The organism is Truepera sp. (assembly GCA_032027045.1).
Taxonomy (GTDB): domain Bacteria; phylum Deinococcota; class Deinococci; order Deinococcales; family Trueperaceae; genus JAAYYF01.
Genome location: JAVSMU010000001.1, coordinates 592654 through 614791, shown reverse-complemented (window position 1 = coordinate 614791; position 22138 = coordinate 592654). Strand labels below are relative to the sequence as shown.

The window sequence follows — 22138 nt, the reverse complement described above, 5'->3', positions numbered from 1 at the left end:
CTAGTAGTCCACGCCTTCCAGCTCCGCGCGGTGGTCGGCATTGAAGCCCAGGCGAACGTCCTTGTCCTTGGCCTCGGCCTCCCGGCGCTGCCACTTGCTGCCCTTGGTTCCCACGAGCATGTCTTCCTTGCGGTAGACGAAGTCCTCGTACTTGAAGTCGGCCAGCTCGAACTCGTGCCCCAGCACGACCGCGCCCGTGGGGCAAGCCTCTTCGCAGAAGCCACAGAAGATGCAGCGCAGCATGTTGATCTCGTAGATCTTCGCGTAGCGCTCGCCGGGCGAAACGGGGTCATCCGGGTCGTTCTCGGCGGCCTCGACGTAGATGCAGTAGGTGGGGCAAGCGGCGGCGCACAAGGAGCAGCCGATGCACTTCTCGAGGTCGGTGTCGGGGTGGCGCAACAGGTGGTGCCGGCCGCGGAAACGCGCCTGCATGACGATCTTGTCGCGCGGGTACTGCACGGTGACCGGCCGCTTGAACAGGTACCCGAGGGTCAGTCCCATCCCCTTGGCAATGTCGATGACGCTCATGAGCGTTTACCTCCGTGCCGCGCCGTGTTGGCGCGGCGCCCAGCTTCGGGGCCTCTCCTGGCCTCAGATGACATAGGCGATCACCGCCCCGGTGACCAAAGCGGCCAGCAGCGCGAACTCGAAGACGTAAAGCCAGCCGAAGCGCATGAGTTGGTCGTAGCGCAACCGCGGCAAGGTCGCCTTGAGCCAGATGAAGAGGAACATGAAGATGGCCATCTTCAGTACCAGCCAGATTATCGGCCACCCCGAGACGCCGGGGATGATGGCGTCGAGGAACGCCGGACCGCGATAGCCACCTAGGAACAGGGTGCTTATGAACGCGGCGGCGGTCATCATGTTCACGTACTCCGCCATCTGGTATAGCGCCCACTTGATCGAGGAGTACTCGGTCAGGTAGCCGGCCACCAGCTCCTGCTCGGCCTCGGGAAGGTCGAATGGTGTGCGGTTGACCTCGGCAGTGCCGCTGATGACGAACGTCACGAACGCCAGGGCCAGGCCAGGCCAGAGCCAGGGGCTCACCGACCAGATGCCCGTTTCCACGATCTCGCGCAGGTTCAGCGTGCCCGCCACCATGATCACGGCAAGCACGCTGAGGCCAAGGCCGAGCTCGTAAGAGATTATCTGGGCGCTGGAACGGAGGCTGCCCAGCAGGGCGTACTTACTGTTGGCGGCCCAGCCGCCCAGGAAGATGCCGTAGACCCCGAGCGAGGTGGCGGCGAAGATGTAGAGGATGCCGATGTCGAGGTCCATGACCCACGGGTTGAGGCCGAAGAGGCTACCGGCGGGCCCGGCGGGGATGGCTCCGAAGGCGGAGAGCGCGAACACGATGCTGATGGCGGGCGCCAGCACCAGCACGAACTTGTCGGCCGCCGTCACCACCAGGTCTTCCTTGAAGATCGTCTTGATGGCGTCGGCTATCGGCTGCAGCCACCCGCCCGGACCCGTGAGGTTGGGACCGTAGCGGTGCTGGAAGCGGCCGAGGAGCTTGCGCTCTATCACCGTCATGTAGGCGAAGGCGCCAAGGAGCACCACGCACAGCACCAGTGCCTTGATGAAGGTAACCCATAGGGGGTCGTGGGTCACGAGGCCACCTCTACCCTGGGTTGCTCCACGACCGCGCCGGCAAGGTCTGCTTGGGCAAGTCCCACCGGCTGTTCGGGGAGGCTAGGGACGGTCATGAGGCCCTTGGGAACCGCGTCGGTGACGCTCACGACGGCCTGGCGCCAGGTGCCGCCGACCTTGAGCCTGACGGCAACGCCGTCGGCGAGCCCGTGCTCGGCGGCGTCCTCGGGGTGCACCCTGAGGCGCGGGCCGCCGACGGCGGCGGAGAGGTGCGGGTTGAGCGGCAGGAACTCGGTGCGGGCCATGCTCGGCACGACCAGTACGTTGCCGGACTTGGCAGCAGGCTCTTGCGTCACGACCTTGGCCGGAGTCGGCCTCTTGAGACGTGGCAGCGTGCCGACGTCGGGGAGCTCGGCCAGGTCGAGGTCGAAGCGCTTCTTGAGGTTCCTGCGGGCCGAGCGCACACTGCGCCCGTCCAGGCGCTTGCCCAGCGCCTCGCCGATGGCGCGCACGACGCCCGTGAGGTCGGTGCTGCTGCCGGAGTCGACGGGCGCCGCCCGCACCGGTAGGAACCGGCCCTCGAGGTTTACCACTGTGCCGTCGCGCTCGTAGACGCTGGCGGCCGGCAGGACCACGTCGGCCAAGCGCGCCGTATCGGTGAGGAATATGTCGTGCACCACGAGCAGTTCCTTGTCGCGCAGGCGCTCCTTGAGGTCCTCGTCCTGGGCCGGGTCGAGCTGCGAGATGATGAGGGCCTTGGCGCCCTCGAGCATGCCCTTGTAACCGTAACGCTCGTGGCTTGGCAGCACCCCCAGGAGCTCGAGGCCGTAGCTGTTTGCCATGGGCCCCACGGCCAACTCGTTGACGCCGGCGGCCTTGGCGAAGGCGCGGGCGGCGTCGGCGGCCTCGCGGCGGGCGAGCACGAAGCCGCCAATGACGAGCACGCCGTTCTTGGCCCCCGTCAGGCGGGAAACCAGGGCCCGAGCGGCCTCGCCCGTGAGGCCGGTCGCGGCCTCCTCTTCGGCGTCAAGCGTGGCGGTCTCGTCGTTCGCGAGCTTCGAGAGCGCGCGGAAGAAGGCGGCCTCACCGCCGACCGGGTAGCGCGCGGCGCTGCCCGCGTGGCGCATGAGGTCGACGCGGTAGGGCGCGGCCACGGTGAGGATCTCGCGCCTACGCGGCATGCGTTCCTTGAGGCGCAGGTCCGCGATGGGCACCCCGTGCGCCATGAGCGTCGGCGGGGTAACGCCCTTGAGGGCATCCTTGATGCGCAGGTCGAGGATGCCGGCCTCCTCCGTCACGTCACCGACGACCAGGATGGCGTCTGCCGTGGCGAGGTCGGTGATGGTGGCGGCGCCCCTCGCGGCGATCAGGCTGGCCGCGGGCCGCGGGGCGTGATCGAGCTGCCCGGTGCCCAGCTCCTCGGCCAGGGCCATGGCGGCCACGCCTTCCTCGAGGGTCGAGTCCGCCCGGATCACGACGCCGACGTCCTTGCCGCTCAGGCCCTCGAGGCGGCCGGCTATGAAGGCCGCCGCCTCCTCCCAGCTGACGGGCTCGAGCTCACCCTGGCGACGTAGCAGCGGTGTGGTCAGCCTGCCGGGGGCGTCACAGTACTCGTGACCGAAGCGCACGCCGTCGTCGATCCACGTCTTGTTGACGTCCGGGTTGAGGCCCGGCGTGATGCGCTCGATGCGCCCGGTGCGGGCGTCGACGATTAGCGCGGCGCCAGTGGCGTCGTCCATGCTGGTGGTGCGGATGTGGTCGTACTCCCAGTTGCGGCCCCGGAAGCGGCTCGAGGCGTCGAGCAGGGCCCCGACCGGGCAGACGTCGACGATGTTGCCCGAGAAGTTGTTGGGCAGGCCCGGATCGGCGGTGCCGATGTAGGTGTGGTTGGCGCGATCGATGAAGTCGAGGAGCTCGTCGCCGGGGACCTCCTCGAAGAAGCGCACGCAGCGCTTGCAGTGGATGCAGCGCTCGCGGTCCAGGGTGATGAGGTCGGATAGCGGGTGGTGCTTCTCCGTGTGGCGCTTGTCGAACTCGAAGCGCGAGAGGCCGTTGCCGTACTCGTAGGAGCGGTCCTGCAGCTCGCAGGCGCCGCCCTTGTCACACACCGGGCAGTCGAGCGGGTGGTTGATGAGGTGGAACTCGACCATGCCGTTCTGGGCGTCTTTGACCCGCTCCGACTCGGTGTCGATGACCATGCCCTCCATGACCTGCGTCGTGCACGTGGCCATGAGGTTCGGGAACCAGAAGATCTTGGGCTCGCCCGTCTCCTCGTCGAGGATCCAGCTGCCGTCTCTGTCCTTGCGCGGCGCGCCGACCCTCGCCAAGCACATCCGGCAGGCGCCGATCGGCGACATGTAGGGCAGCGAGCAGAAGTAGGGGACGTCGTTGCCCGCGGCGAAGACCGCGTCGATGGCGCTGGTGCCCGCGGGGAAGTCCATCTCGAGGCCGTTGATGCGTACCTTCATGCTTGCCACCAGTCGTTCTTGGCGTACTTGGACTTGCCGTTGGTCGCCAGGTACTCGTACTCGTCGTGGAACCACTTGAGGCTAGCCTGGACCGGCATGATGCAGGCGTCGGCCAGCGGGCAGAAAGCGTTGCCCCTGATGTTGCCGGCAACGCTCTCCAACAGCTCCACGTCGGCCAAGCTGCCCTGCCCCGCCAGGAGCTTCTGGTACATGCGGGGTAGCCAGTGCCCCACGCCCTCGCGGCACGGGGTGCACTTGCCGCACGACTCGTGGCTGTAAAAGCGCACCACGTTGTAAAGCGCGTTCACGATGCACTTCTCGCGCGGGATGACGATGACTCCGCCCGTGCCGAGCATGGAGCCGTTCTTGGCCAGCGTGCCGTAGTCCATGGGCATGTCGAGGAAGCGGTCCTCCCACGGGAACATGGGCGTGGAGGAGCCGCCCGGGATGAACGCCTTGGGCTCCATGGTGGGGCCGCCGGCGAAGTCGTAGATGAGTTCTCGGAAGCTCGCGCCCATCGGCATCTCGTACACGCCCGTGCGCTTCACGGGCCCGGATATCTGGTAAAGCTTGGTGCCCTTGCTGTCGTCGGTGCCCATGGACTCGAACCAGGCCGCGCCCTTGTTGATGATGTGCACGACGCTGGTCAGGGTCGTGACGTTGTTGATGGTGGTGGGCCGCCCGTACATGCCCGCCGCGGCCGGGAACGGCGGCTTGAGGCGCGGGGTGGCTCGCAACCCCTCCAGGGAGTTCATGAGGGCCGTCTCCTCGCCGCAGATGTAGGCGCCCGCGCCCCGGTGCATGACGATGTCGAAGGAGAAGTCGGTGCCGAGGATGTTCTCACCCAGGAACCCAGCCTCGCGGGCCTCTTCGATGGCGGCCAGGGTGCGCTCGTAGCCGAGGTAGTACTCGCCACGGACGTAGAGGAAGGAGGAGGTCGCGTGCATGGCGTAGGCCGCGATGATCATGCCCTCGATCAGCTGGTGCGGGTCGTCCTCCATGATGTAGCGGTCCTTGAACGAGCCGGGCTCCGACTCGTCGGCGTTGCAGACGAGGTAGCGGGGCTTGCCGTCGGGCGGGGCCATGAACGACCACTTGACGCCCGTCGGGAAGCCGGCGCCACCTCGGCCCCTGAGGCCCGAGGCCTTGACCTCGTCGATCACCTGCGCGGGCGTCATCTCGGTGAGGGCCTTGCGCGCAGCCTCGTAGCCACCGTGAGACCGGTAGAAGTCGAGCTTGTGCGCGCCATCGACGCCCACGTAGCGGTACATGGTCACCTCGTAGCGCGGGTCGTGGCGGCTGACGATCGGGGCCGGCTTGGCGCCCTCCGTTGGCTGGTCGCTCACCTCACCCCTCCCCTCTTCGGTCGCCGGGTGCGGCGGTGTGGTCCAAGGCGGCGGGCTTCTCGGCGCCCTCGGTATCGCCACCCCGCTCGCGCCATGGGGCCGGCATCTCGCCCTGTCTCAAGGCGTCCAAGAGGTGTTGGCAGCGCCCGCGCCCAACGCGCTCGTAGTACGTGTCGTTGACTTGCAACACCGGCGCGGTGCCGCAGGAACCGACGCATTCGACCTTCTGCAGGCTGAAATGACCGTCGGCGCTCGTTTCGCCGTGGACGATCCCCAGTTCCTCCACCAGAAAGTCGTACATCTCGTCGGCGCCTGCCAGTGCGCACGAGAGGGTGGAGCAGATCTGCACGTGGAACTTGCCCACGGGCTGCTCATGGTAGGTGCTGTAGAACGAGAGGACACCCTTCACCTCCGTGGCGGTGGTGTCGACTATCTCCGCGATCTCCCTCACGCGAGAATCGCTCACGTACAGCTCCGTGCGCTGCACTTCCCAAAGCAGGGGCATGATGGCGCTCCTGCGGCCCTCGTCCGGATAGCGCGAAAGGACCTCCGCGACGAACTCCTGCTTGTCGGCGAAGAACGGGGTGATGTCTGTTGGTTCGCTCATCGGCTCACTTACTTGTCTACGTCGCCCAGGACGGGGTCGAAGCTGGCGATGTTGATGACCATGTCGGCGAAGAGCCCGCCTATGCTCGAGGGCTCGAGTGACTGGAGGTTGGCAAGGCTGGGAGCCCTCACCTTCACGCGGTAAGGCATCGAGCCGCCGTCGCTGATCAGGTAATAGCCGAGTTCGCCGCGGGCGCTCTCGGTCGGCACGTACACCTCGCCGCGGGGCGGGTGGAAGCCCTCGGTGACGAGTTTGAAGTGGAAGATCACTGCCTCCATGGACTCCTCGAGTTCCCACCTGGGCGGGAGGCTGATGCGCCGGTCGGGGTCCCTGAACGGCCCGGGCTCGAGCATGTCGAGGGCCTGAGAGACGATCCTGCAGCTTTCGATCATCTCCTCGTAGCGGACGAGAATGCGGGCATAGATGTCGCCGTCCTCGTGGGTGGGGACGTCGAACACGTAGTCCTCGTATCCCGAGTAGGGAGCCGCCTTGCGGAAGTCGAGGGCCAGGCCGCTGGCCCTGGCGCTGGGCCCCGTGAGGGCGTGATCGATGGCCATCTCGCGCGTGACCACGCCCACCCCCTGCGTTCGCGCCAAGACGATGCTATTGCCCATGAAGAGGTTGAAGTACTCGTCCATGTGCTTCGGGAACGCCTCGAGCCAGGCGCGCACCATGGGCTCGAACTGCTCGGGGACGTCGCGGTAGAGGCCGCCCACGCGGAAGGAGCCGTAGTTCATGCGCACGCCGGACGTGAGCTCGAAGATGTCCATCAGGCCTTCGCGCTCCCTCATGCAGTAGAAGTACGGCGTGAGGGCCCCCATGTCGAGCATGGTGGTGCCGAAGAACACCAGATGGCTGGCGATGCGGTTGAGCTCGGTGAGGATCACGCGGATGCGCTGGGCGCGCACCGGCACGCGCGCGTCCATCAGCTTCTCGACCGCCAGCATGTAGGCCAGGTCGTGTGCGAAGCCGTGCAGGTAATCCATCCGGTTCGAGTACGTGACGCCCTGCTGGTACGTGCGGTTCTCCATGGTCTTCTCGAAGCCCGAGTGGAGGTAGCCCACTTGCGGCTTGAGCGACACGATCTGCTCACCGTCTAGGTCCACCACGAGCCGCAGCACGCCGTGGGTGCTCGGGTGTTGCGGGCCGACGTTGATGCGCATGAACCGCGTCGAGAACGACCCGGGTTGATCGGCCTCGGCCGGTGGCGGTGGGTTGACCGGTTTGGTGCTCACCCTTGAGTCCCCCCTTCACCCGGCAGCTCGCCCTGGGTGCTCGTCACGCCGTCTCGGGCGCCGCCCTTCCAGTCCGTGAGCCCCGGGTCATCGCCCCTGAGCCCCGAACGAAACGCCGCCGGATCGATGAAGCGGCCGTCGTTGAACAGCGTGGGCGTCTCGCCCAGTGGGAAGTCCTTGCGGTGGGGGTGGCCGTCGAGGTCCTCCGGCGTGAGGATCTTGCGGAGGTTCGGGTGGCCCTCGAACTCGATGCCAAGCATGTCGAACGTCTCGCGCTCGAGGAAGTCGGCGCCCCGCCAAACGCCGGTGGCCGTGGGCACCTTCTCGCCATCGTCGAGCTCGACCCTGATGAAGAGCCTGTTGGCGCCGTGGACGTCGTGAACGTTGTAGACCACGGCGAAGCGCTTACCGCGGTGGCCGGGATACGTCAGGTAATCGATGCCCATCACGTCGGTGAGCATCTCGAGCCCTTCCGCGCGGCACACCTTGAGTCCCTCTATGACCTTCGACTTACTCAGGGTCACGCTGATCATGTCCTTGAACTCGCTGACCACACCCCCGAGCTCGGTCAGTGACTCCAAGACCCGCGCCCTAGTAGCGCCAGTCGGTTCGTGGTGGGTCATCGCTTCCAGCCCTCCACGACCGGCAGTTTCTCCCCACGCTCGTCGAAGGTCTCTCCCCGCACCTTCTTCTGGAGCTGTTCGACGGCGTAGATGAGCGCCTCCGGCCGCGGCGGGCAGCCCGGCACGTAGATGTCGACGGGAGTGACCGAATCGACGTTCTGAACGATCGCGTAGTTGTTGAACATGCCGCCGGACGAGGCGCAGGCGCCCATGCTGATGACCCACTTCGGATCGGGCATCTGCTCGTACACGCGGCGCATGACGGGCGCCATCTTCTTGGAGAGGCGCCCGGCCACGATGAGGACGTCCGCCTGACGCGGGCTGGCGCGGAACACCTCGGAACCCAAGCGCGCCAGGTCGTTGCGCGGGTTGGTGGAGGCCATCATCTCGATGGCGCAGCAAGCGAGCCCGAACGTGGCGGGCCACAGGCTATGGGAGCGGCCCCAGGCCACCAGCTTCTCCAGGCTGGTGAAGAGGATCCCCTCGGCTTCCAGTTCTTGCACGTCTTTCTCGAACAGGTCGCGTAGGCTCATGCTCATTTCCAGTTCAGGACGCCCTTGCGGACCAGGTACAAGAACCCGACCGCGAGGATCGCCACGAAGATGATCGCGTTGGTGAAGAGAAACTGCGGGGCGGCGTTGAACTTGACGGCGAGCGGGTAGAAGAACGCCGTCTCGAGGTCGAAGATGATGAACACCATCGCCACCAGGTAGAAGTGAACGGGGAAGCGCTGGCGTGCCGAACCCACCGCTGGAATGCCCGACTCGTAAGCGGCCAGTTTGGCGGCGCCCGGACGCTTGGGCCCCACCAGCCCTCCTGCCACCAACGCGGCAGCGGCGATGAACCCGGCCGCCAAGAACATCATCAGAACCTCTAGGTACAAGGAGTCTGCTCCCTTCGTGCCAGGCACGGCGTCGTTGCGACACTGACCTGAGTCAAGAACGAATCGCCATTCGAAGCCTTGGTGCGAGTCGCGCGCCTCTAGTGCGCGTTTTCACAACCGACTTGGCCAACAGTCTAGCAGGCGATATGTAGGGGAACAAGGGAATGGTCATCGAGGTCGCCGGCGCTGGCGGTAGCCTCACCCAAACGAGTGCCATCACACCAGGAACCACCCACCCGACTCAAGAAGCCTGGACCAGTACACGCGCTTGACACCATGCGGGAGGGCATCTAATACTGCTTGAGCTGCTGGGTCGTTAGCTCAGCCGGTAGAGCAGCTGACTTTTAATCAGCGGGTCGCAGGTTCGAGCCCTGCACGACCCACCAGGTATGATCGGCTGAAGTTTGGCCCCTTCGACTAGCGGTTAGGTCACAACCCTTTCAAGGTTGCGGCACGGGTTCGAATCCCGTAGGGGTCACCAAGATGGGCGCTCGGGTGCGGGCGCCCACCTTACTCTGAACCTCCCCCTTATTCCGAGCCCTCCACTTTCGCTCACATACCCCCCGGGCGGGGTTTCCAGGTCCTGCCAACGGGCGATGACCGTTGCCCGGTCTCGGTTCACGCCCGCCCCACGACCTAGGCCTGCGTGCGGTTGCGGCCGTCTCGCTTCGCCGTGTAAAGGCGCGTATCGACGAGCTTCACGAGGTCGGATACCCGCTGCTCGGGGTCACCTTCGGCAACCTCGGAAAGCGCGGCCACCCCCACGCTCACGGTGATCGCCAGTCCGGGTGCCAGCTCGTCCCAGTAGTGTTCGGCGACCAGCGCCCGTGCCCGTTCGGCCGCCTCGTGGGCCGCGGCCTTGTCGGAGCCGGGCAACAACGCGACGAACTCCTCCCCACCCCAGCGCGCCACCACGTCGGACGCACGGAAGGCCCGTTTCAATAGCTGAGCCATGCGTGCGAGAACCTCGTCCCCGACCGAATGGGAATGATCGTCGTTGACCCTCTTGAAATTGTCGACGTCAACCAGCACCACCACCAGGTCATGACCGTGCCGGTCGGCGCGCTCCTCTTCCTCGGTCAATCTGCCGCGGAAGTAGCGGCGGTTGAACAGGCCCGTGAGGTCGTCCGTCGTGCTCAGGCTCTCCAGGCGCTCGGCCTGTTCGCGCAGGTTCTGGTTGGCCTCGATCACCGCCTGCCGGGCCACCACGTTCAGCTCGTGCTCGTCGCCTAGACCGACCTCCAGTTGTGTCAAGAGGAGGGTGAGCACTTGACTGCTATGGTGCGCCTCCGTGCGCCCGCGCTCATCCAGGAAACCGTCGAGGGTCTCGTACGCCTCATGGAACCGGCCCTGGGCGGCCAAGGCGGCGGCCATCTGCCGCTCCAGGCCGAGGGCTGCCTTGTGCTTGTCCGCCGCACGGAACAGCTCTGCAGCGAGGCTCAGCTCTTCGAGCGCTTCGGCGGGCCTTCCGGTCGTCAGCAAGAAATCGCCGTAGCCGGCCCGGATCTCGGCCTCGAAGCCGTCGTGAGGCTCCTCCAAACCGGCGATGGCCTCCTTGAAGAGCCGTTCAGCGAGCAGGTTGTCGCCGGCGTCGGCCTGCGCTTGTGCCAGCTTGGCCTGCGTCACCGAGTAGTAGCGTCGATTCTCGACCTCGGCGAACCAGCCGAGCGCCTCCTCGAGCGCCGCTATCGCCTCCCTATGCCTCCCGAGCCTGCCCAACGCCCGCCCCTCGTTCGACCGGGCGATGCCGGCCCCGAAGCGATCGTCACGGGCCAGGAAGCCCGCGCGCCCGCGCTCGAAGCAGGCCAAGCCTTCGTCCAGACGCTTCGTGTCGAGGTAGACGTTGCCCAAGTTGGTGAGGAGCGAGGGCGCTACCGGCTCTCCCGCCGCTTCCAAGATGGCGATGCCGGTCTTGAGGTGCTTGACGGCCATGTCCAGCAGGTCGCGCGAGCCGTAAACGGCGGCCAGGTCGTTGTGCGCCCGTGCCGCCAGGAGGGGCAGCGCGTAACGTTTGGCCAGAACCAGCGATTCGCGCCCCAGGCGCAGGGCACCGGCCACGTCGTCGAGGACGTACGCGGCCCGCAGTTCGGTCAAGCGCGCCTCTGTGACGACTGCGCCTACGGCCGGCAGGCCGGGCTCCCAAGCGCCTTCCGCCGCTTCCGACACCTGTGCCGCCAGCTCGATGGCCACTGCCGGCTCGTTCAGCGCCAACTTCGCCACCGCCAAGGTGGCCCGGGCCAGGTCCCGAACGCCGCCCTCGACTCCGCTCGCCAGCAGTTCCTGGGCCAACCTCGAGGCTAGCCGCGGCGACCGCGTGCGCGCTTCCCACGCCTCCAGCGCGTCGGCCACCTGGGGCGGTTGCTCGGCTGCACCTATCTCACGGCTGGTGTTGCTTTCGCTGCTCACGGTTCTCCAAGGGTCGATGCTTTGCCCGACTGCGGTCCGAACGTCCGCGCGGAGTTGACGCCCGCTCGTCTGGGGGGTTCTCGCGCCATGATATCCCTCGCCGGCCACCGGTGCCCTCGGGTCCCGCGCCGGGTGTCCCTGCCGCAGGCGGCTATGACATAATGCCGGGGCCACACTCACCGAGTGGGGGATTCCGGGCGATTAGCTCAGCGGAAGAGCGTCCGCTTTACACGCGGAGGGTCGGGGGTTCGAATCCCTCATCGCCCACCAAACGACTTCACACCCGCTGCAACCGGCCGGCGCGACGACCTACCCGCGACCCCTGGGGGCGCGAGCCGACCTACCTGCGACCGCTGGGGCCGTGAGGCGACCGACCCGCGACCGCCACCGCCGTCAACGCGCCGAGGCGTACGCGTTATCCTGACAGCGAGCCGAACCAGGCCGCGCCCGTGGCCCCTTGGAGCCCGCATGCCGCTAGACCAAGCCAAGACATCACCCCTGTGGTGGGAAGAGGTACCCGCGGGCCGAACTCGCACGCCGCCCCCGGCCGACGTGGCTGCCGACGTGGTCATCGTCGGGGCCGGCTTCACGGGCCTGTGGACCGCCTATTACCTCAAGCACCTCGAGCCGACGCTGAGCGTGGTGGTCCTCGAGCGCGAGCACGTCGGCTTCGGGGCGTCCGGGCGCAACGGCGGCTGGTGCCACCCCGAGTATCCGCTCGGGCTGGCAACGCTCGCTCATCGCCACGGCCGCGAGAATGCCATGGCCTTCCAGCGGGCGGCCATGAACGCGGTCCACGAGGTCGGACGGGTCAGCGACGAAGAAGGCATCGACTGCCACTTCGAGATGGGCGGCCGCCTCCTCCTGGCGCGCTCCGAGCTGCAGGCGGCGCGGGCCCGCGAGGACGTGGCCGAGCAGCACGCGCTAGGCCTCACGGCGGAGGACGTCAGGTACCTGAGCGCCGAGGAGGCGCGGCGGCTCACCGGCATGTCCGGGGTGCAGGGCGCCAGCTTCATGGCGTGCGCCGCCGCCCTGCAGCCGGCCCTCTTGGTCAACGGCCTGGCCGTGGCCGTCGAACGCCTGGGGGTGACCATCTACGAGGATGCCGACGCCACCGCGCTCGCGGCGGGCAGCGTGACGTTCGAGAGCGCCCGGGGCTCCGGCACAGCCACCGCGCGCAGCGTCCTCAGGGCCACGGAGGGCTACACGCGCGACCTGCCCGGCGAGCGCCGCACCCTGATACCCCTGTATTCCTTGATGATCGCAACCGAGCCACTCGACGAGGCGCGGCTGGCCGCCGTCGGGCTGCCCCACCGCGAGGTGTTCGCCGACTACGGCCACATGGTGATCTACGGCCAGAGGACGGCCGACGGGCGCGTGACGCTCGGGGGGCGGGGCGCGCCGTATCACTTCGGCTCGGCCATCCAGGCCGACTACGACGCCGATGCCGTGGTGCACGCTCACCTCGACAGGTTGTTGGTGGAGCTCTTCCCCGACCTCTACGGCGTGCGGATCAGCCACCGTTGGGGCGGCCCGCTAGGGGTGCCCCGTGACTGGCGTCCGAGCGTCAGTTACGACACCGCCTCGGGCCTGGGCTTCGCCGGCGGCTACGTGGGTGACGGCGTGGCGCTCTCCAACCTCGCTGGGCGCACGCTGGCAGAGCTGACGCTGGGGCGCGAGACTGAACGCACCGGCCTCCCGTGGGTGCAGCACCGCTGGCGTGACTGGGAGCCCGAGCCTCTTCGGTACCTGGGGGTCAATGCGGGCCTGTGGCTCACGCGCTCCGCCGACCGGGCGGAGGCCCGAACCGGCCGGCCGAGCGTGAGGGCGAAGATCGGCAACTGGATCAGGGGCAAGCGGGGCTAGCCGCCGGAGCGGCGGTGCCGCGCCGCTGGGGCGGTGTCACGCCGCCGGGCCGGTGCCGCGCCTCTGCGGCGCTGCCGCGCCACGGGCGATCAGCGGCGCGGCCGGCCCTCACCTCAGCGCTGCAGCCAGGCCATGGTCTTGCTTGCCAGGCTGTCGAGGGCCACGACCGACTGCTCGATGTGCTCTTCGCGCGTGTCCTCGATCTTGTTGTGCGAGATGCCGTAGAGGCTCTGCACGAAGAGCATGACCGTCGGGATGCCGGCGCGCGCCACCTCTGCGGCGTCGTGCAAGGGACCGCTGGGCAACTGGTGTGAGGTGCCGGACGCCTCGCGCACGGCCTCGTCGGCCAGCGCGATCAGGTCGGGGTGGAAGGGCATGGGGTCGATGCCCCAGATGTTGCTCCACGACACCTCCACGTTCCCCTCGGCCGCGAAGCGCTCGCTGGCCTCCACGGCGCGGCGGTACATGTTCGTGAGCGCCTCGCGGTCGAGGTGCCGCTGGTCGAGCGTGATGTCGCACTCGGCCACGACCGAGGTCACTATGCCGGGCCGCGTGATGCAGCTGCCGATGGTGCAGACGCCGCCCAAGTCGTCGGTGATCTCGTAGATCTCCTGGCTCATCTTGCCGGCGGCCAGGAAGGCGTCCCGGCGGCGGTTCATGGGGGTTGAACCCGAGTGCGCGGCCTGGCCGCGGAAGTGGATGCCGTGACGCTCTACCCCGAAGGTGCCGAGCACGACGCCCAGGGGCAGGTCGAGGTCGAGCAGCACCGGCCCCTGCTCGATGTGCAGTTCGAGGTAGGCGCCCGCCTTCTTCAGCTCGGCGTGGGCGTCGTTCATGCGGTCCAGGTCCACCCCGCAGCGCTTGAGCGCGTCGACGAGCAGGACGCCGTCGGCGTCCTTACGGTCGCGCTCCTCGTCCGGCACGAGCGTTCCACCCGCCGCGCTCGACCCGAGCAGGCTGCGGCCGAAGCGCGCGCCCTCCTCGTCCGCCCAGTCGACGAGTCGCACGGTCACGGGCGGCTTGCCGCCGTACTGCTCGCTGATGCGTCTGACGGTCTCCAGGCCGGCGAGGACGTTGAGGCAGCCATCCAGCCAACCGCCGCCCGGCACGCTGTCCATGTGCCCGCCTATCAGCAGCTCGACGTCCGACTCGCCCGGCAACGTCGACCAGACGTTGCCGGCGACGTCCATGTGCGTCTCCAGGCCGAGGGCGTCGGTCTTGGCCCGCATGAACTCGCGGGCCTTCAGCCACGTGTCCGTCCAGGCCACTCGCCAGGCGCCGTTCTCGTCGCCCGTCAGAGCGCGCAGCTCCTTCAGTTCTCGTACGGTTCGCTTCGGATCCAACGGGCTCATGTTGCCTCCCAGCCTGGCGGACTCCACGGCTGCCGGCTAGCGCCCATGCGGCGCGACCAGCTGGAGCGGCCGCCGGGGCCCGCTCGTCGAGCGCGCCGCCGTCCGCCTTGCTAATGACTTGGGGGCCACTTTATCAACTGCCGTGCGCCGAACGCGCAACCAAGGAGCGCCGTGCCGTGCTGCTCAGGAACCCTGAGGGCCCAGCAGGTCCTCCCTCGGGGGTTCTGGCGGCAGCGCGGCCATGACCCTGGCGGCCAGCGCCCCCTCGTCGACCGTCGCGCCCAACGCGCTGAACGACGAGGTGAGGGAGGCCAGGTCGCGATCCAGCAGCTCGCGGGCCGCATGTCCGACGCGCACGTCCATGAGCTGTGGAAGGTCGATGAGCACGATCTCGCCCGAATGCCACAGCAGGTTGTAGGTGGAGAGGTCGCCGTGCACCACCCCCAACGCCGCCAGCCTCACCACCAGGTCGGCTGCCTGCTCGTACGCCGCCTGGGCTTCCTCGGCCGCCAGCCGGACGTCGGCGAGGCGCTCGGCCGGCTCGTCGCCGATGCCCACGAACTCCATGAGCACCACGCTGCCGGCGGCCGCCCAGGCACTGGGCTCCGGCGGCAGCGCCGGCACGGGAACGCGCACGCCGGCCTCGTGCAGCCGCCACAGGTTCGCGTACTCGCGCATGACCCAAAGGGCTACCTGAGCCTTGCGGCCGGCGCGCGATTTGCGCTTGATGGCCCGCGCCAGGCGTTCGTCCTCGAACTTCAGCGCCTCCCAGTAAGGGGCGTCGTTGCGGAACGAGCGCGCCTCGATGTCGGCGTACACCTTGGCCGCCAGGCGCGTTTCACCGCGCCTCACGAGAAACACCGTGGCTTCCTTGCCGCCCTTGATAAGGCCGACGAACTCGTCGAAGTAGCCGCGCGAGTGAAGGCGCCGCAGGTCCGGGTCGGTGAAGTGCTGGGCGCCGTCCGTGCCCGGGCTGACCAACTCGGCCGCCTGCCGTTTGGCCCGCGGCTTGCGCCGCACCCGCTTGACCTCCGCCTTGACGGGTAGGTCGCGGGCCCTGACGGTTACGCCGAAACCGCTACCGGCCTCGTCCTTGTCGGACCGTCGGGCCTGACGCCGCTTGCGCGTCCTACGCTTGTCGCCACTGTCGTCGGCCAACCCACACTCTCCTCGCGTGCACTTGGAAACCGTGTCGCCAGGCCAGCTTAATCGAGTGCGGCCCGGTCGGCCACGTTGGCGGTAACCTCTGGGGCATGATCCCAGTCTTCGACGGCCACAACGACACGCTGCTCATGCACTTGGCAGACCCGACCCGTGACTTCTTCGCGCGCCACGAGGACGGTCACCTCGACTACGCCCGCGCCCGTGAGGGTGGCGTGGTCGGAGGCTTCTTCGCCGTGTGGACGCCGTCGGCGCCCCTGCCCGAAAAGTACAAGGACATCAGCGAGGGCCGCGACCTCCCCGTGGCGCCCGCCGGCGCCGTCGACATCGCCGTGGCCCGCGCCCACGCCGACAGGTGCGTTGCCCAACTGCTGGCCTGGGACGCCGACCCCGAGGACCGCTTCAGGCTGGTCAAGAGCGCGGCGGAGCTCGAGCGCGCCTTCGACGACGGCGTGATGGCGGGCATCATGCACTTCGAGGGTGCCGAGGCCATCGGCCCCGACCTGTTGGCGCTCGACACCTACTACGCCGCGGGCCTGCGCTCGCTGGGGCCGGTCTGGAGCCGGCCCAACCTGTTCGGCTTCGGCGTGCCGTTCCTCTTCCCCAGCAGCCCCGACGTGGCGCCGGGGCTCACGCCGCATGGCCGCGCCCTCGTCAGGCGCTGCAACGAGCTCGGCATCATGCTCGACCTCTCGCACATGACCGAACGAGGTTTCTGGGACGTGGCCGAGCTTTCGGAGAAGCCGTTGGTGGCTACGCACTCGAACGCCCACGCCGTCTGCCCGTCGCCCCGTAACCTCACCGACGAGCAGTTGGCCGCCGTGAAGGCATCGGACGGCGTGGTGGGCCTCAACTACAACACGAGCTTCCTCCATCCGGAAGGGAAGCGTGAGACCGACATGCCGCTGGACGTGATGGTGCGTCACGTCGATCACCTCGTCGACACGCTAGGCATAGACCGGGTGGCGCTCGGCTCCGACTTCGACGGCGCCACCATGCCCGACGCGGTGAAGGACGTGGCTCACGTCCCGAACCTCATGAACGCCCTCGCGCAGGCGGGTTACGACGACGAGAGCCTGCGCAAGATCGGCTACCTGAACTGGCTGCGGGTCCTGAGGCTCACTTGGGGGGAGTAACTGCCGCCTCAGCTGGTTGCCGCTTGAGGGTCTCGGGTACACCGAAGGCGAACCAGGAGGCCGCCCCGGCGCCGATCGCCGCCACCGCCAGCGCCGAAGTGCCGAGCCCCAACTGCTGGGCCACCAACCCGACGACCAGCGGTCCGGCCACGAAGCCGGCGTCACCTACCAGCCGCCAACGCCCCAGGAAGGCCGCCACCGCCCCCCTGGGGGCCAGGTCGGCGCCCAGCGTCATCATGGTGCCGGCGCTCAACCCGTTGCCGACGCCCATGAGCACCGCCGCGGCGCCCAAGCCGAAGGCCCCACCCGACAGCGGGACGAGGGCCATCCCCAACGCCTGCACGACGAACGAGGGGACGATCGCGAACTTCCGGCCCAGCCGGTCCATGATCAGGCCGGCGGGGTAGAAGAGCGACATGTCGGCCAGGCTCGAGACGCTCACGATGAGGCCGGCGACTCCGACGTCGAGTCCGAGGACCTGCGTGGCGTAGAGCGGCACGAGCACTCGCCGGCCGGCGCGCACGGCCTGACCCAGTAGCTGGGCGCCACCCGCGTTGAGGAGCTTGCCCCGCGAGGCGGCAAGGGCGGCGCGGCGTGCTTTACGCTCCCCCCAACCGTCCGCCGTCCGGTGGGCCGGGGTCCGCATGGCGTCCGGCGGCAAGATGGAGGCGAGGAGCACCATGGTGCCGGCGCCAACCAGGGCGTAGAGCAAGAAGGGCGCCCGCAGGCCGACCGCGCTGGCCAACAGGCCGCCGATGGCCGGCCCCAAGAAGCCGCCCAAGCGGGTGACGCCGCCGAACACGCCCATCGTCCGGCCGCGGTTGGCGCTGCTGGTGGCGCCGGCGAGGAAAGCGTGGCGCGAGACGTTCCACACGGACAGGCCCGCACCCGACAACAGCCTGAAGAAGAACAACCACGCGAGGCTAGGCGCCCGGGCGCTGGCGAGCGCGGCGACCGTCACGATGCCGATGCCCAGCAGCATGGCGGGACGGGGCCGCATCCCGTTGACGACGTGACCGGCCGGCACGTCGGACAACAGGGTCCCCAGGCCCTCGGCCGCCAGCACGAGGCCCACGACGGCCAGCCCCGCGCCCAGGCTCTCGACGAATACCGGCAGCGTGGGTATCAGCAACCCGTCGCAGATGGCCAGGAGCGTCGCGGGGAGGTAGATGGCGAGGAGCATCGCGGTGCCGCGGATGCTAACACCGCGGACCCCTTTCGGGCATGTCCGGGAGGGCCCTCCGCCAAGACCGCTGACGCCAACTCCCGCGGCTTCCGGGGCCACCTCCCACGCAGATGAGCGCACCGGGCGTAGAATCCGGGGTTGACCGGGCGTACCGGCGGCGCCAGACGTTCGTGGACGGCAGCTCGGCCGGGGCCAGGAAGGCTTGGTCGGTGCAGGGAAGGCAAACATGAGGTGGCTCCTCAAGCTCGACAAGACATCACGCCTCGTGTTCCTCAGCATCATCGTGGGGGTCGTCGGCGCGGCCGGCAGTCACTTCTTCTTGTGGATGGTGGAGCGCGTCAGCGACCTGCTTATCGTCGGCATCGGGCACATGCCGGTGCTCACGACGCAAGAGGCTTCGGAGTTGGGTGCGTCGCCGGCCCTGCCGCTCCTCAACTGGCTGATACCCGTCTCGACCACGCTAGGGGGTCTGCTGGCCGGGATCCTCGTCTTCAGCGTCGCCCCTGAAGCCGAGGGGCACGGCACCGACGCGGCCATTCGCTCGTTCCACAGGCTGGGCGGCTACGTGCGTACCCGGGTGCCCATCGTCAAGATAATCGCCAGCGCGCTGACGATCGGGTCCGGGGGGTCGGCCGGGCGCGAGGGTCCCACCGCACAGATCGCCTCGGGGTTCGGCTCGATCACGGCCACCTGGCTCAAACTGCCGGACGACGAGCGCCGCACCCTCATGCTCGTCGGCATGGCCGCAGGCCTCTCCGCCATCTTCCGCAGCCCGCTCGGGACGGCGATCCTCGCCGTCGAGGTGCTGTACTCGGGGTTGGCGTTCGAGAGCGCCGTGCTGGTGTATACGTTCATCGGCGCGGCGACGGCTTACGCGATCAGCGGCAGCTTCACGGGCTTCGCGCCCCTCTTCAAGCTCGTCGGACCGATAGGCTTCACCGGCGCGCGAGAGCTGCCCTGGTACGCGCTCCTCGGCATCATGGCCGGACTTCTCGGCGCGCTCATGCCCCGCGTCTATTACGGGATCCGCGATGCCTTCGGCAAGTTGCGCATGCCCAAACACCTCAAACCCGCGGTCGGCGGGCTGGCCATGGGCCTCATAGCCATGGTCTTCCCGCAGTTGTTGGGCACCGGTTACGGCTGGATGCAACTCGCCATAGACGGGAACCTGGGGCTGTGGTTGATGCTGGCCCTGGCGCTGGGCAAGCTCGTGACGATGGCGCTCACCATCGGCTCCGGTGGCTCCGGTGGCATCTTCGGCCCCAGTCTGTACGTGGGCGTCATGCTTGGGGGCGGCATGGCCGCCGCGCTTCACGGAGTGACAACGTCCGCGCCGGCGCCCCAGGCCTTCGCCGTGGTCGGCATGGCGGCCGTGTTCGCCGGCGCGGCGCGCGTGCCGCTCGCGACGCTGATCATGGTGGCCGAGATGACCGGTGGTTACCAGCTCATCCTGCCCACCATGTTGGCCGTGGCCATCAGCTTCATGGTGCAGGAACGGCTGGGCCACAGGGCGAAGTACCCCACGCTTTACGAGTCGGCCGTCGAGAACCTGGGTGACTCGCCTGTGCATCAGGGTGAGTACCTGCAAACCGTCGTCAACCTGTTGCGCAAGCGGGTCGTCACGCTCGACCCCACGATCCTCGATCGCGAGTTCGTCGAGCGGCTCAGCCGCGGTGAGGGCGTGCCGATGTCCGACGGCAACGAGATGGTGTACATGACGGAGGTGCCGGAGGACAGCGTCGTGGTCGGCCTCGAGATCCGCCAGTTGCCCATCCCTTCCGACGTGCTCGTGGTCAGCATCCTCCACGATGCCGTGGCCATAATTCCTGACGGCTTGAGCCGACTGAGCGCGGGCGACAAGCTGACGGTCGTGGCCACCCCAACGTCGATGGAGGCCTTCAAGCTCATGTTGGCCGAGAAGGCGCCGGAGGCCGAGGCCGTCTAGTCGCCGCGGCCCAGCCTCGCCTGAATCGCCTCATCGCCTCTCTGGTTCTACCCCCGGCGCCCGCGGGCTTCCCACCGAGGCGGCGGGTTGCGGCGGGGCGGAGCGCTGCCCACCCCGGGCGAGCCGCGCCACCCGCATGGCCTGCCGGTAACGAATTACCAGGTCTGCGGTCGCGGCGTCCCACGACCACCGTTCGGCGTCCGCGCGGCCTGCCCGCGCCAGCCGCTCACGCCGGTCCTCGTCGTCGAGCAGGCGCCTTATGCCCGCCGCCAGCGCGCGCGCGTCGCCCGGCGCCACCAGCACCCCGTTCTCGCCGTCCCTGACGATGTGCGGCAGGCCGCCCGCGGCGGCCGCCACCACCGGCACGCCCGCCGCCATGGCCTCCAGCGCCGCGAAACCGAGCGTCTCCGAGGTGGAGGGGAAAGCGAAGACGTCGCCGCTCGCGTACGCCTCCGACAGCTCGTCTCCTTGCAGGAATCCCGTGAACACCGTAGCGGTTCCCTTCAGCCGCTCCTTGAGGTTGGGTAGCGCCGGGCCTTCGCCCACGACCGCGAACCGCACCCCCTCCGCCGCCAGCGCCATGGCGGCGTCTGCCAGGACGTCCACGCGTTTCTCGAACGACACGCGGCCCGCGTAAACGACCAGTGGCGCCTCCGGATGCCCTGCGGATAACCGGACGCGCATGGCTGCGCTCCGGAACCGCGGGTCGAAGCGCTCCGTGTCGACCGCCTTCTGCCACAGCCGCACCCGCCTGATGCCGAGGCCGCGCGCCAGCTCGATCATCTGCGGGCTCGTGCACAGATTCACGTGGGCCAGGTTGTGAACCTCGCGGTCGAGGACCTCGAGCGGGCGCCTTACGAGGCCGAGACCCAAGTGGTGCACCACCTTCGGGTCGGTGTGGAAGCTTGCGACCAGTGGCAGGCGCGCACGCCGCGCCAGTAGCGCCCCCCAGGCGCCGAAGAAGATGGGGTTGACGACGTGAAGCAGGTCCGGCTCGAACTCGCGCACGGCCCGCGCCAGGCGCGCCGAGGGCAACGCGGCCCGGTGCTCGGGGTACCAGGGGAACGGCATGCCGGGCGCCGCCAGCACGCGGTGGGCGCCGTAACGCTCGGGCGCGCCGGGGGGCGCCAGTAGCAGGACCTCGTGGCCCGACTTCTCCAGCGCGGTAAGCGTGGCGGTGAGGCGCGTGACGACGCCGTCGACCTTCGGCAGGAAGGTCTCGCTGACCCAGACGACGCGTAGCCGCCCGCCACGCTCGCCGGCAGGGCGGCGGGCGTCAGGTGCGCCCTGGCTCAGGCGTAACCGGCCAATAGAGAGTCCAGGGCGGCGGCCGAGGGCCGCAGCTTCTCGTCTGGTAGGCCCGACAGCGGGGTCTCGGACATGCCGCTCACCTCGGCCAGCGACGGACGGCTGTCGTCGTAGTGGACGATGCCCGTGAGCAGCTCGCCCAGGGCGTCGGCCTGCTGAAGACGGGCCATGCCCTTCACGCGGTCGGACGTATCGAAGTCGGCTTCGAGCTTGCGGAGGGTCATGCGCGAGCCGTCGTGCAGTTCGACCACCTGGGTCGTGCCAGGGTCGTAGTCGTCGATGAGGATCTCTTCCTCGGCCGGTATGAAGCCGACCTCCTGCAGCGCGCGTTCGTTCTCACGACCGTAGGCGTAGCTGTGGCGCGAGTCGGGTTCGTCGTTGAACGCCACGCACGGGCTGATGATGTCGATCACCGCCGTGCCGCGATACGAGAGGCCCGCCTTGATGACCTCGCGCACCTGCTTGGCGTCACCGGCGAACGTCCTTGCCACGAAGCCGGCGCCGGCGGCGAGGGCCTCCATGCAGAGGTCGAGCGCCGGGAACTGGTTGGTGCCCGCGTACTTCAGCTTGTGGCCCTCTTCCGAGGTGGCCGAGAACTGGCCCTTCGTCAGGCCGTACACGCCGTTGTTCTCCACGATGTACACCATGCGCACGTTGCGCCTGATCATGTGCTTGAACTGACCGAGGCCGATGGAGCCCGTGTCGCCGTCGCCGCTGATGCCGATGGCCCTCACCGTCCGGTTGGCCTGCAGGGCGCCCGTCCCGAGCGACGGCATGCGGCCGTGCAAGGAGTTGAAGCCGTGGGACTGCCCGAGGAAGTAGGCGGGTGACTTGCTGGAACAGCCGATGCCGGAGAGCTTGATGATCTCGTGCGGCTGAAGGTCGAGCTCGTAGGCGATCTGAACCAGCTGGGCAGCGACCGAGTTGTGGCCGCAGCCCTTGCATAGCGTGGAGGGGCTACCGACGTAGTCGTTCTTGCTGAGCCCAACGCGGTTGAGCTTGACGGCGGGTGCGGGTCTGTCCATT

General features: G+C 68.4%; 18 protein-coding genes and 3 tRNA genes. 6 read left to right on the top strand and 15 right to left on the bottom strand.

What is annotated here, in order from left to right; genetic code table 11:
• The 9 genes from nuoI to ROY82_02665 all read right to left on the bottom strand — a co-directional run bounded on the left by nuoI (position 1) and on the right by ROY82_02665 (position 8752).
• The gene (gene nuoI / locus ROY82_02705; protein MDT3681377.1) at positions 1–528 is read right to left on the bottom strand and encodes an NADH-quinone oxidoreductase subunit NuoI; all 528 of its coding nucleotides are present in this window, start codon (positions 526–528) and stop codon (positions 1–3) included.
• A gap of 63 nt (positions 529–591) precedes the next feature.
• Positions 592–1611 carry an NADH-quinone oxidoreductase subunit NuoH gene (nuoH, locus tag ROY82_02700; protein MDT3681376.1) on the bottom strand — a complete coding sequence of 340 codons (1020 nt, stop codon included), beginning with the start codon at positions 1609–1611 and terminating at the stop codon, positions 592–594.
• Positions 1608–4058: an NADH-quinone oxidoreductase subunit NuoG gene (nuoG, locus tag ROY82_02695; GenBank protein ID MDT3681375.1), complete on the bottom strand. Its 2451-nt coding sequence runs from the start codon at positions 4056–4058 to the stop codon at positions 1608–1610. Before nuoG ends, nuoH begins: the two co-directional genes overlap by 4 nt.
• A complete protein-coding gene (gene nuoF / locus ROY82_02690) occupies positions 4055–5404 on the bottom strand; it encodes an NADH-quinone oxidoreductase subunit NuoF (GenBank protein MDT3681374.1) in 1350 nt (449 codons plus the stop codon). The genes nuoG and nuoF overlap by 4 nt, the downstream gene beginning before the upstream one ends.
• 1 nt (position 5405) lies before the next feature.
• On the bottom strand, positions 5406–6011 hold the full coding sequence (gene nuoE / locus ROY82_02685) for an NADH-quinone oxidoreductase subunit NuoE (GenBank protein ID MDT3681373.1): 606 nt from the start codon (positions 6009–6011) through the stop codon (positions 5406–5408).
• A gap of 8 nt (positions 6012–6019) precedes the next feature.
• The gene (gene nuoD / locus ROY82_02680; GenBank protein MDT3681372.1) at positions 6020–7246 is read right to left on the bottom strand and encodes an NADH dehydrogenase (quinone) subunit D; all 1227 of its coding nucleotides are present in this window, start codon (positions 7244–7246) and stop codon (positions 6020–6022) included.
• Entirely contained in the window at positions 7243–7869 is a 627-nt protein-coding gene (locus ROY82_02675) for an NADH-quinone oxidoreductase subunit C (protein MDT3681371.1), read from the bottom strand. Before ROY82_02675 ends, nuoD begins: the two co-directional genes overlap by 4 nt.
• Entirely contained in the window at positions 7866–8402 is a 537-nt protein-coding gene (locus tag ROY82_02670; protein ID MDT3681370.1) for an NADH-quinone oxidoreductase subunit B family protein, read from the bottom strand. Before ROY82_02670 ends, ROY82_02675 begins: the two co-directional genes overlap by 4 nt.
• 2 nt (positions 8403–8404) lie before the next feature.
• Complete coding sequence (locus ROY82_02665; protein MDT3681369.1) at positions 8405–8752, bottom strand: NADH-quinone oxidoreductase subunit A; 348 nt, start codon at positions 8750–8752, stop codon at positions 8405–8407.
• A gap of 310 nt (positions 8753–9062) precedes the next feature.
• Here ROY82_02665 and ROY82_02660 point away from each other — a divergent pair.
• A tRNA-Lys gene (locus tag ROY82_02660) sits at positions 9063–9138 on the top strand.
• A 20-nt stretch (positions 9139–9158) separates the two neighbouring features.
• Positions 9159–9233, top strand: a tRNA-Glu gene (locus tag ROY82_02655).
• A 155-nt stretch (positions 9234–9388) separates the two neighbouring features.
• On the opposite strand, the gene ROY82_02650 is transcribed toward ROY82_02655, so the two are convergent.
• Complete coding sequence (locus tag ROY82_02650) at positions 9389–11158, bottom strand: tetratricopeptide repeat-containing diguanylate cyclase (GenBank protein ID MDT3681368.1); 1770 nt, start codon at positions 11156–11158, stop codon at positions 9389–9391.
• 195 nt (positions 11159–11353) lie between these two features.
• Here ROY82_02650 and ROY82_02645 point away from each other — a divergent pair.
• Positions 11354–11428, top strand: a tRNA-Val gene (locus ROY82_02645).
• Positions 11429–11626: 198 nt separating this feature from the next.
• A complete protein-coding gene (locus ROY82_02640; GenBank protein MDT3681367.1) occupies positions 11627–13024 on the top strand; it encodes an FAD-binding oxidoreductase in 1398 nt (465 codons plus the stop codon).
• Between the two features lie 113 nt (positions 13025–13137).
• Here ROY82_02640 and ROY82_02635 read toward each other — a convergent pair whose 3' ends face one another.
• Positions 13138–14376 (bottom strand): Zn-dependent hydrolase, encoded by a 1239-nt coding sequence (locus ROY82_02635; protein MDT3681366.1) that lies wholly within the window; start codon positions 14374–14376, stop codon positions 13138–13140.
• A gap of 183 nt (positions 14377–14559) precedes the next feature.
• Positions 14560–15534 (bottom strand): RIO1 family regulatory kinase/ATPase, encoded by a 975-nt coding sequence (locus ROY82_02630; protein ID MDT3681365.1) that lies wholly within the window; start codon positions 15532–15534, stop codon positions 14560–14562.
• A gap of 95 nt (positions 15535–15629) precedes the next feature.
• Here ROY82_02630 and ROY82_02625 point away from each other — a divergent pair, with 95 nt between their 5' ends.
• Positions 15630–16673 (top strand): dipeptidase, encoded by a 1044-nt coding sequence (locus ROY82_02625; protein MDT3681364.1) that lies wholly within the window; start codon positions 15630–15632, stop codon positions 16671–16673.
• On the opposite strand, the gene ROY82_02620 is transcribed toward ROY82_02625, so the two are convergent.
• Entirely contained in the window at positions 16657–17856 is a 1200-nt protein-coding gene (locus tag ROY82_02620; protein ID MDT3681363.1) for an MFS transporter, read from the bottom strand. The two genes, ROY82_02625 and ROY82_02620, sit on opposite strands and share 17 nt — an antisense overlap.
• A 229-nt stretch (positions 17857–18085) precedes the next feature.
• Here ROY82_02620 and ROY82_02615 point away from each other — a divergent pair, with 229 nt between their 5' ends.
• Complete coding sequence (locus ROY82_02615) at positions 18086–19804, top strand: chloride channel protein (protein ID MDT3681362.1); 1719 nt, start codon at positions 18086–18088, stop codon at positions 19802–19804.
• Positions 19805–19834: 30 nt separating this feature from the next.
• On the opposite strand, the gene ROY82_02610 is transcribed toward ROY82_02615, so the two are convergent.
• Together ROY82_02610 and ROY82_02605 are read right to left on the bottom strand one after the other, a co-directional pair.
• A complete protein-coding gene (locus tag ROY82_02610; GenBank protein MDT3681361.1) occupies positions 19835–21016 on the bottom strand; it encodes a glycosyltransferase in 1182 nt (393 codons plus the stop codon).
• Between the two features lie 80 nt (positions 21017–21096).
• A complete protein-coding gene (locus ROY82_02605) occupies positions 21097–22137 on the bottom strand; it encodes a 2-oxoacid:ferredoxin oxidoreductase subunit beta (protein MDT3681360.1) in 1041 nt (346 codons plus the stop codon).
• Position 22138 lies beyond the last annotated feature (1 nt).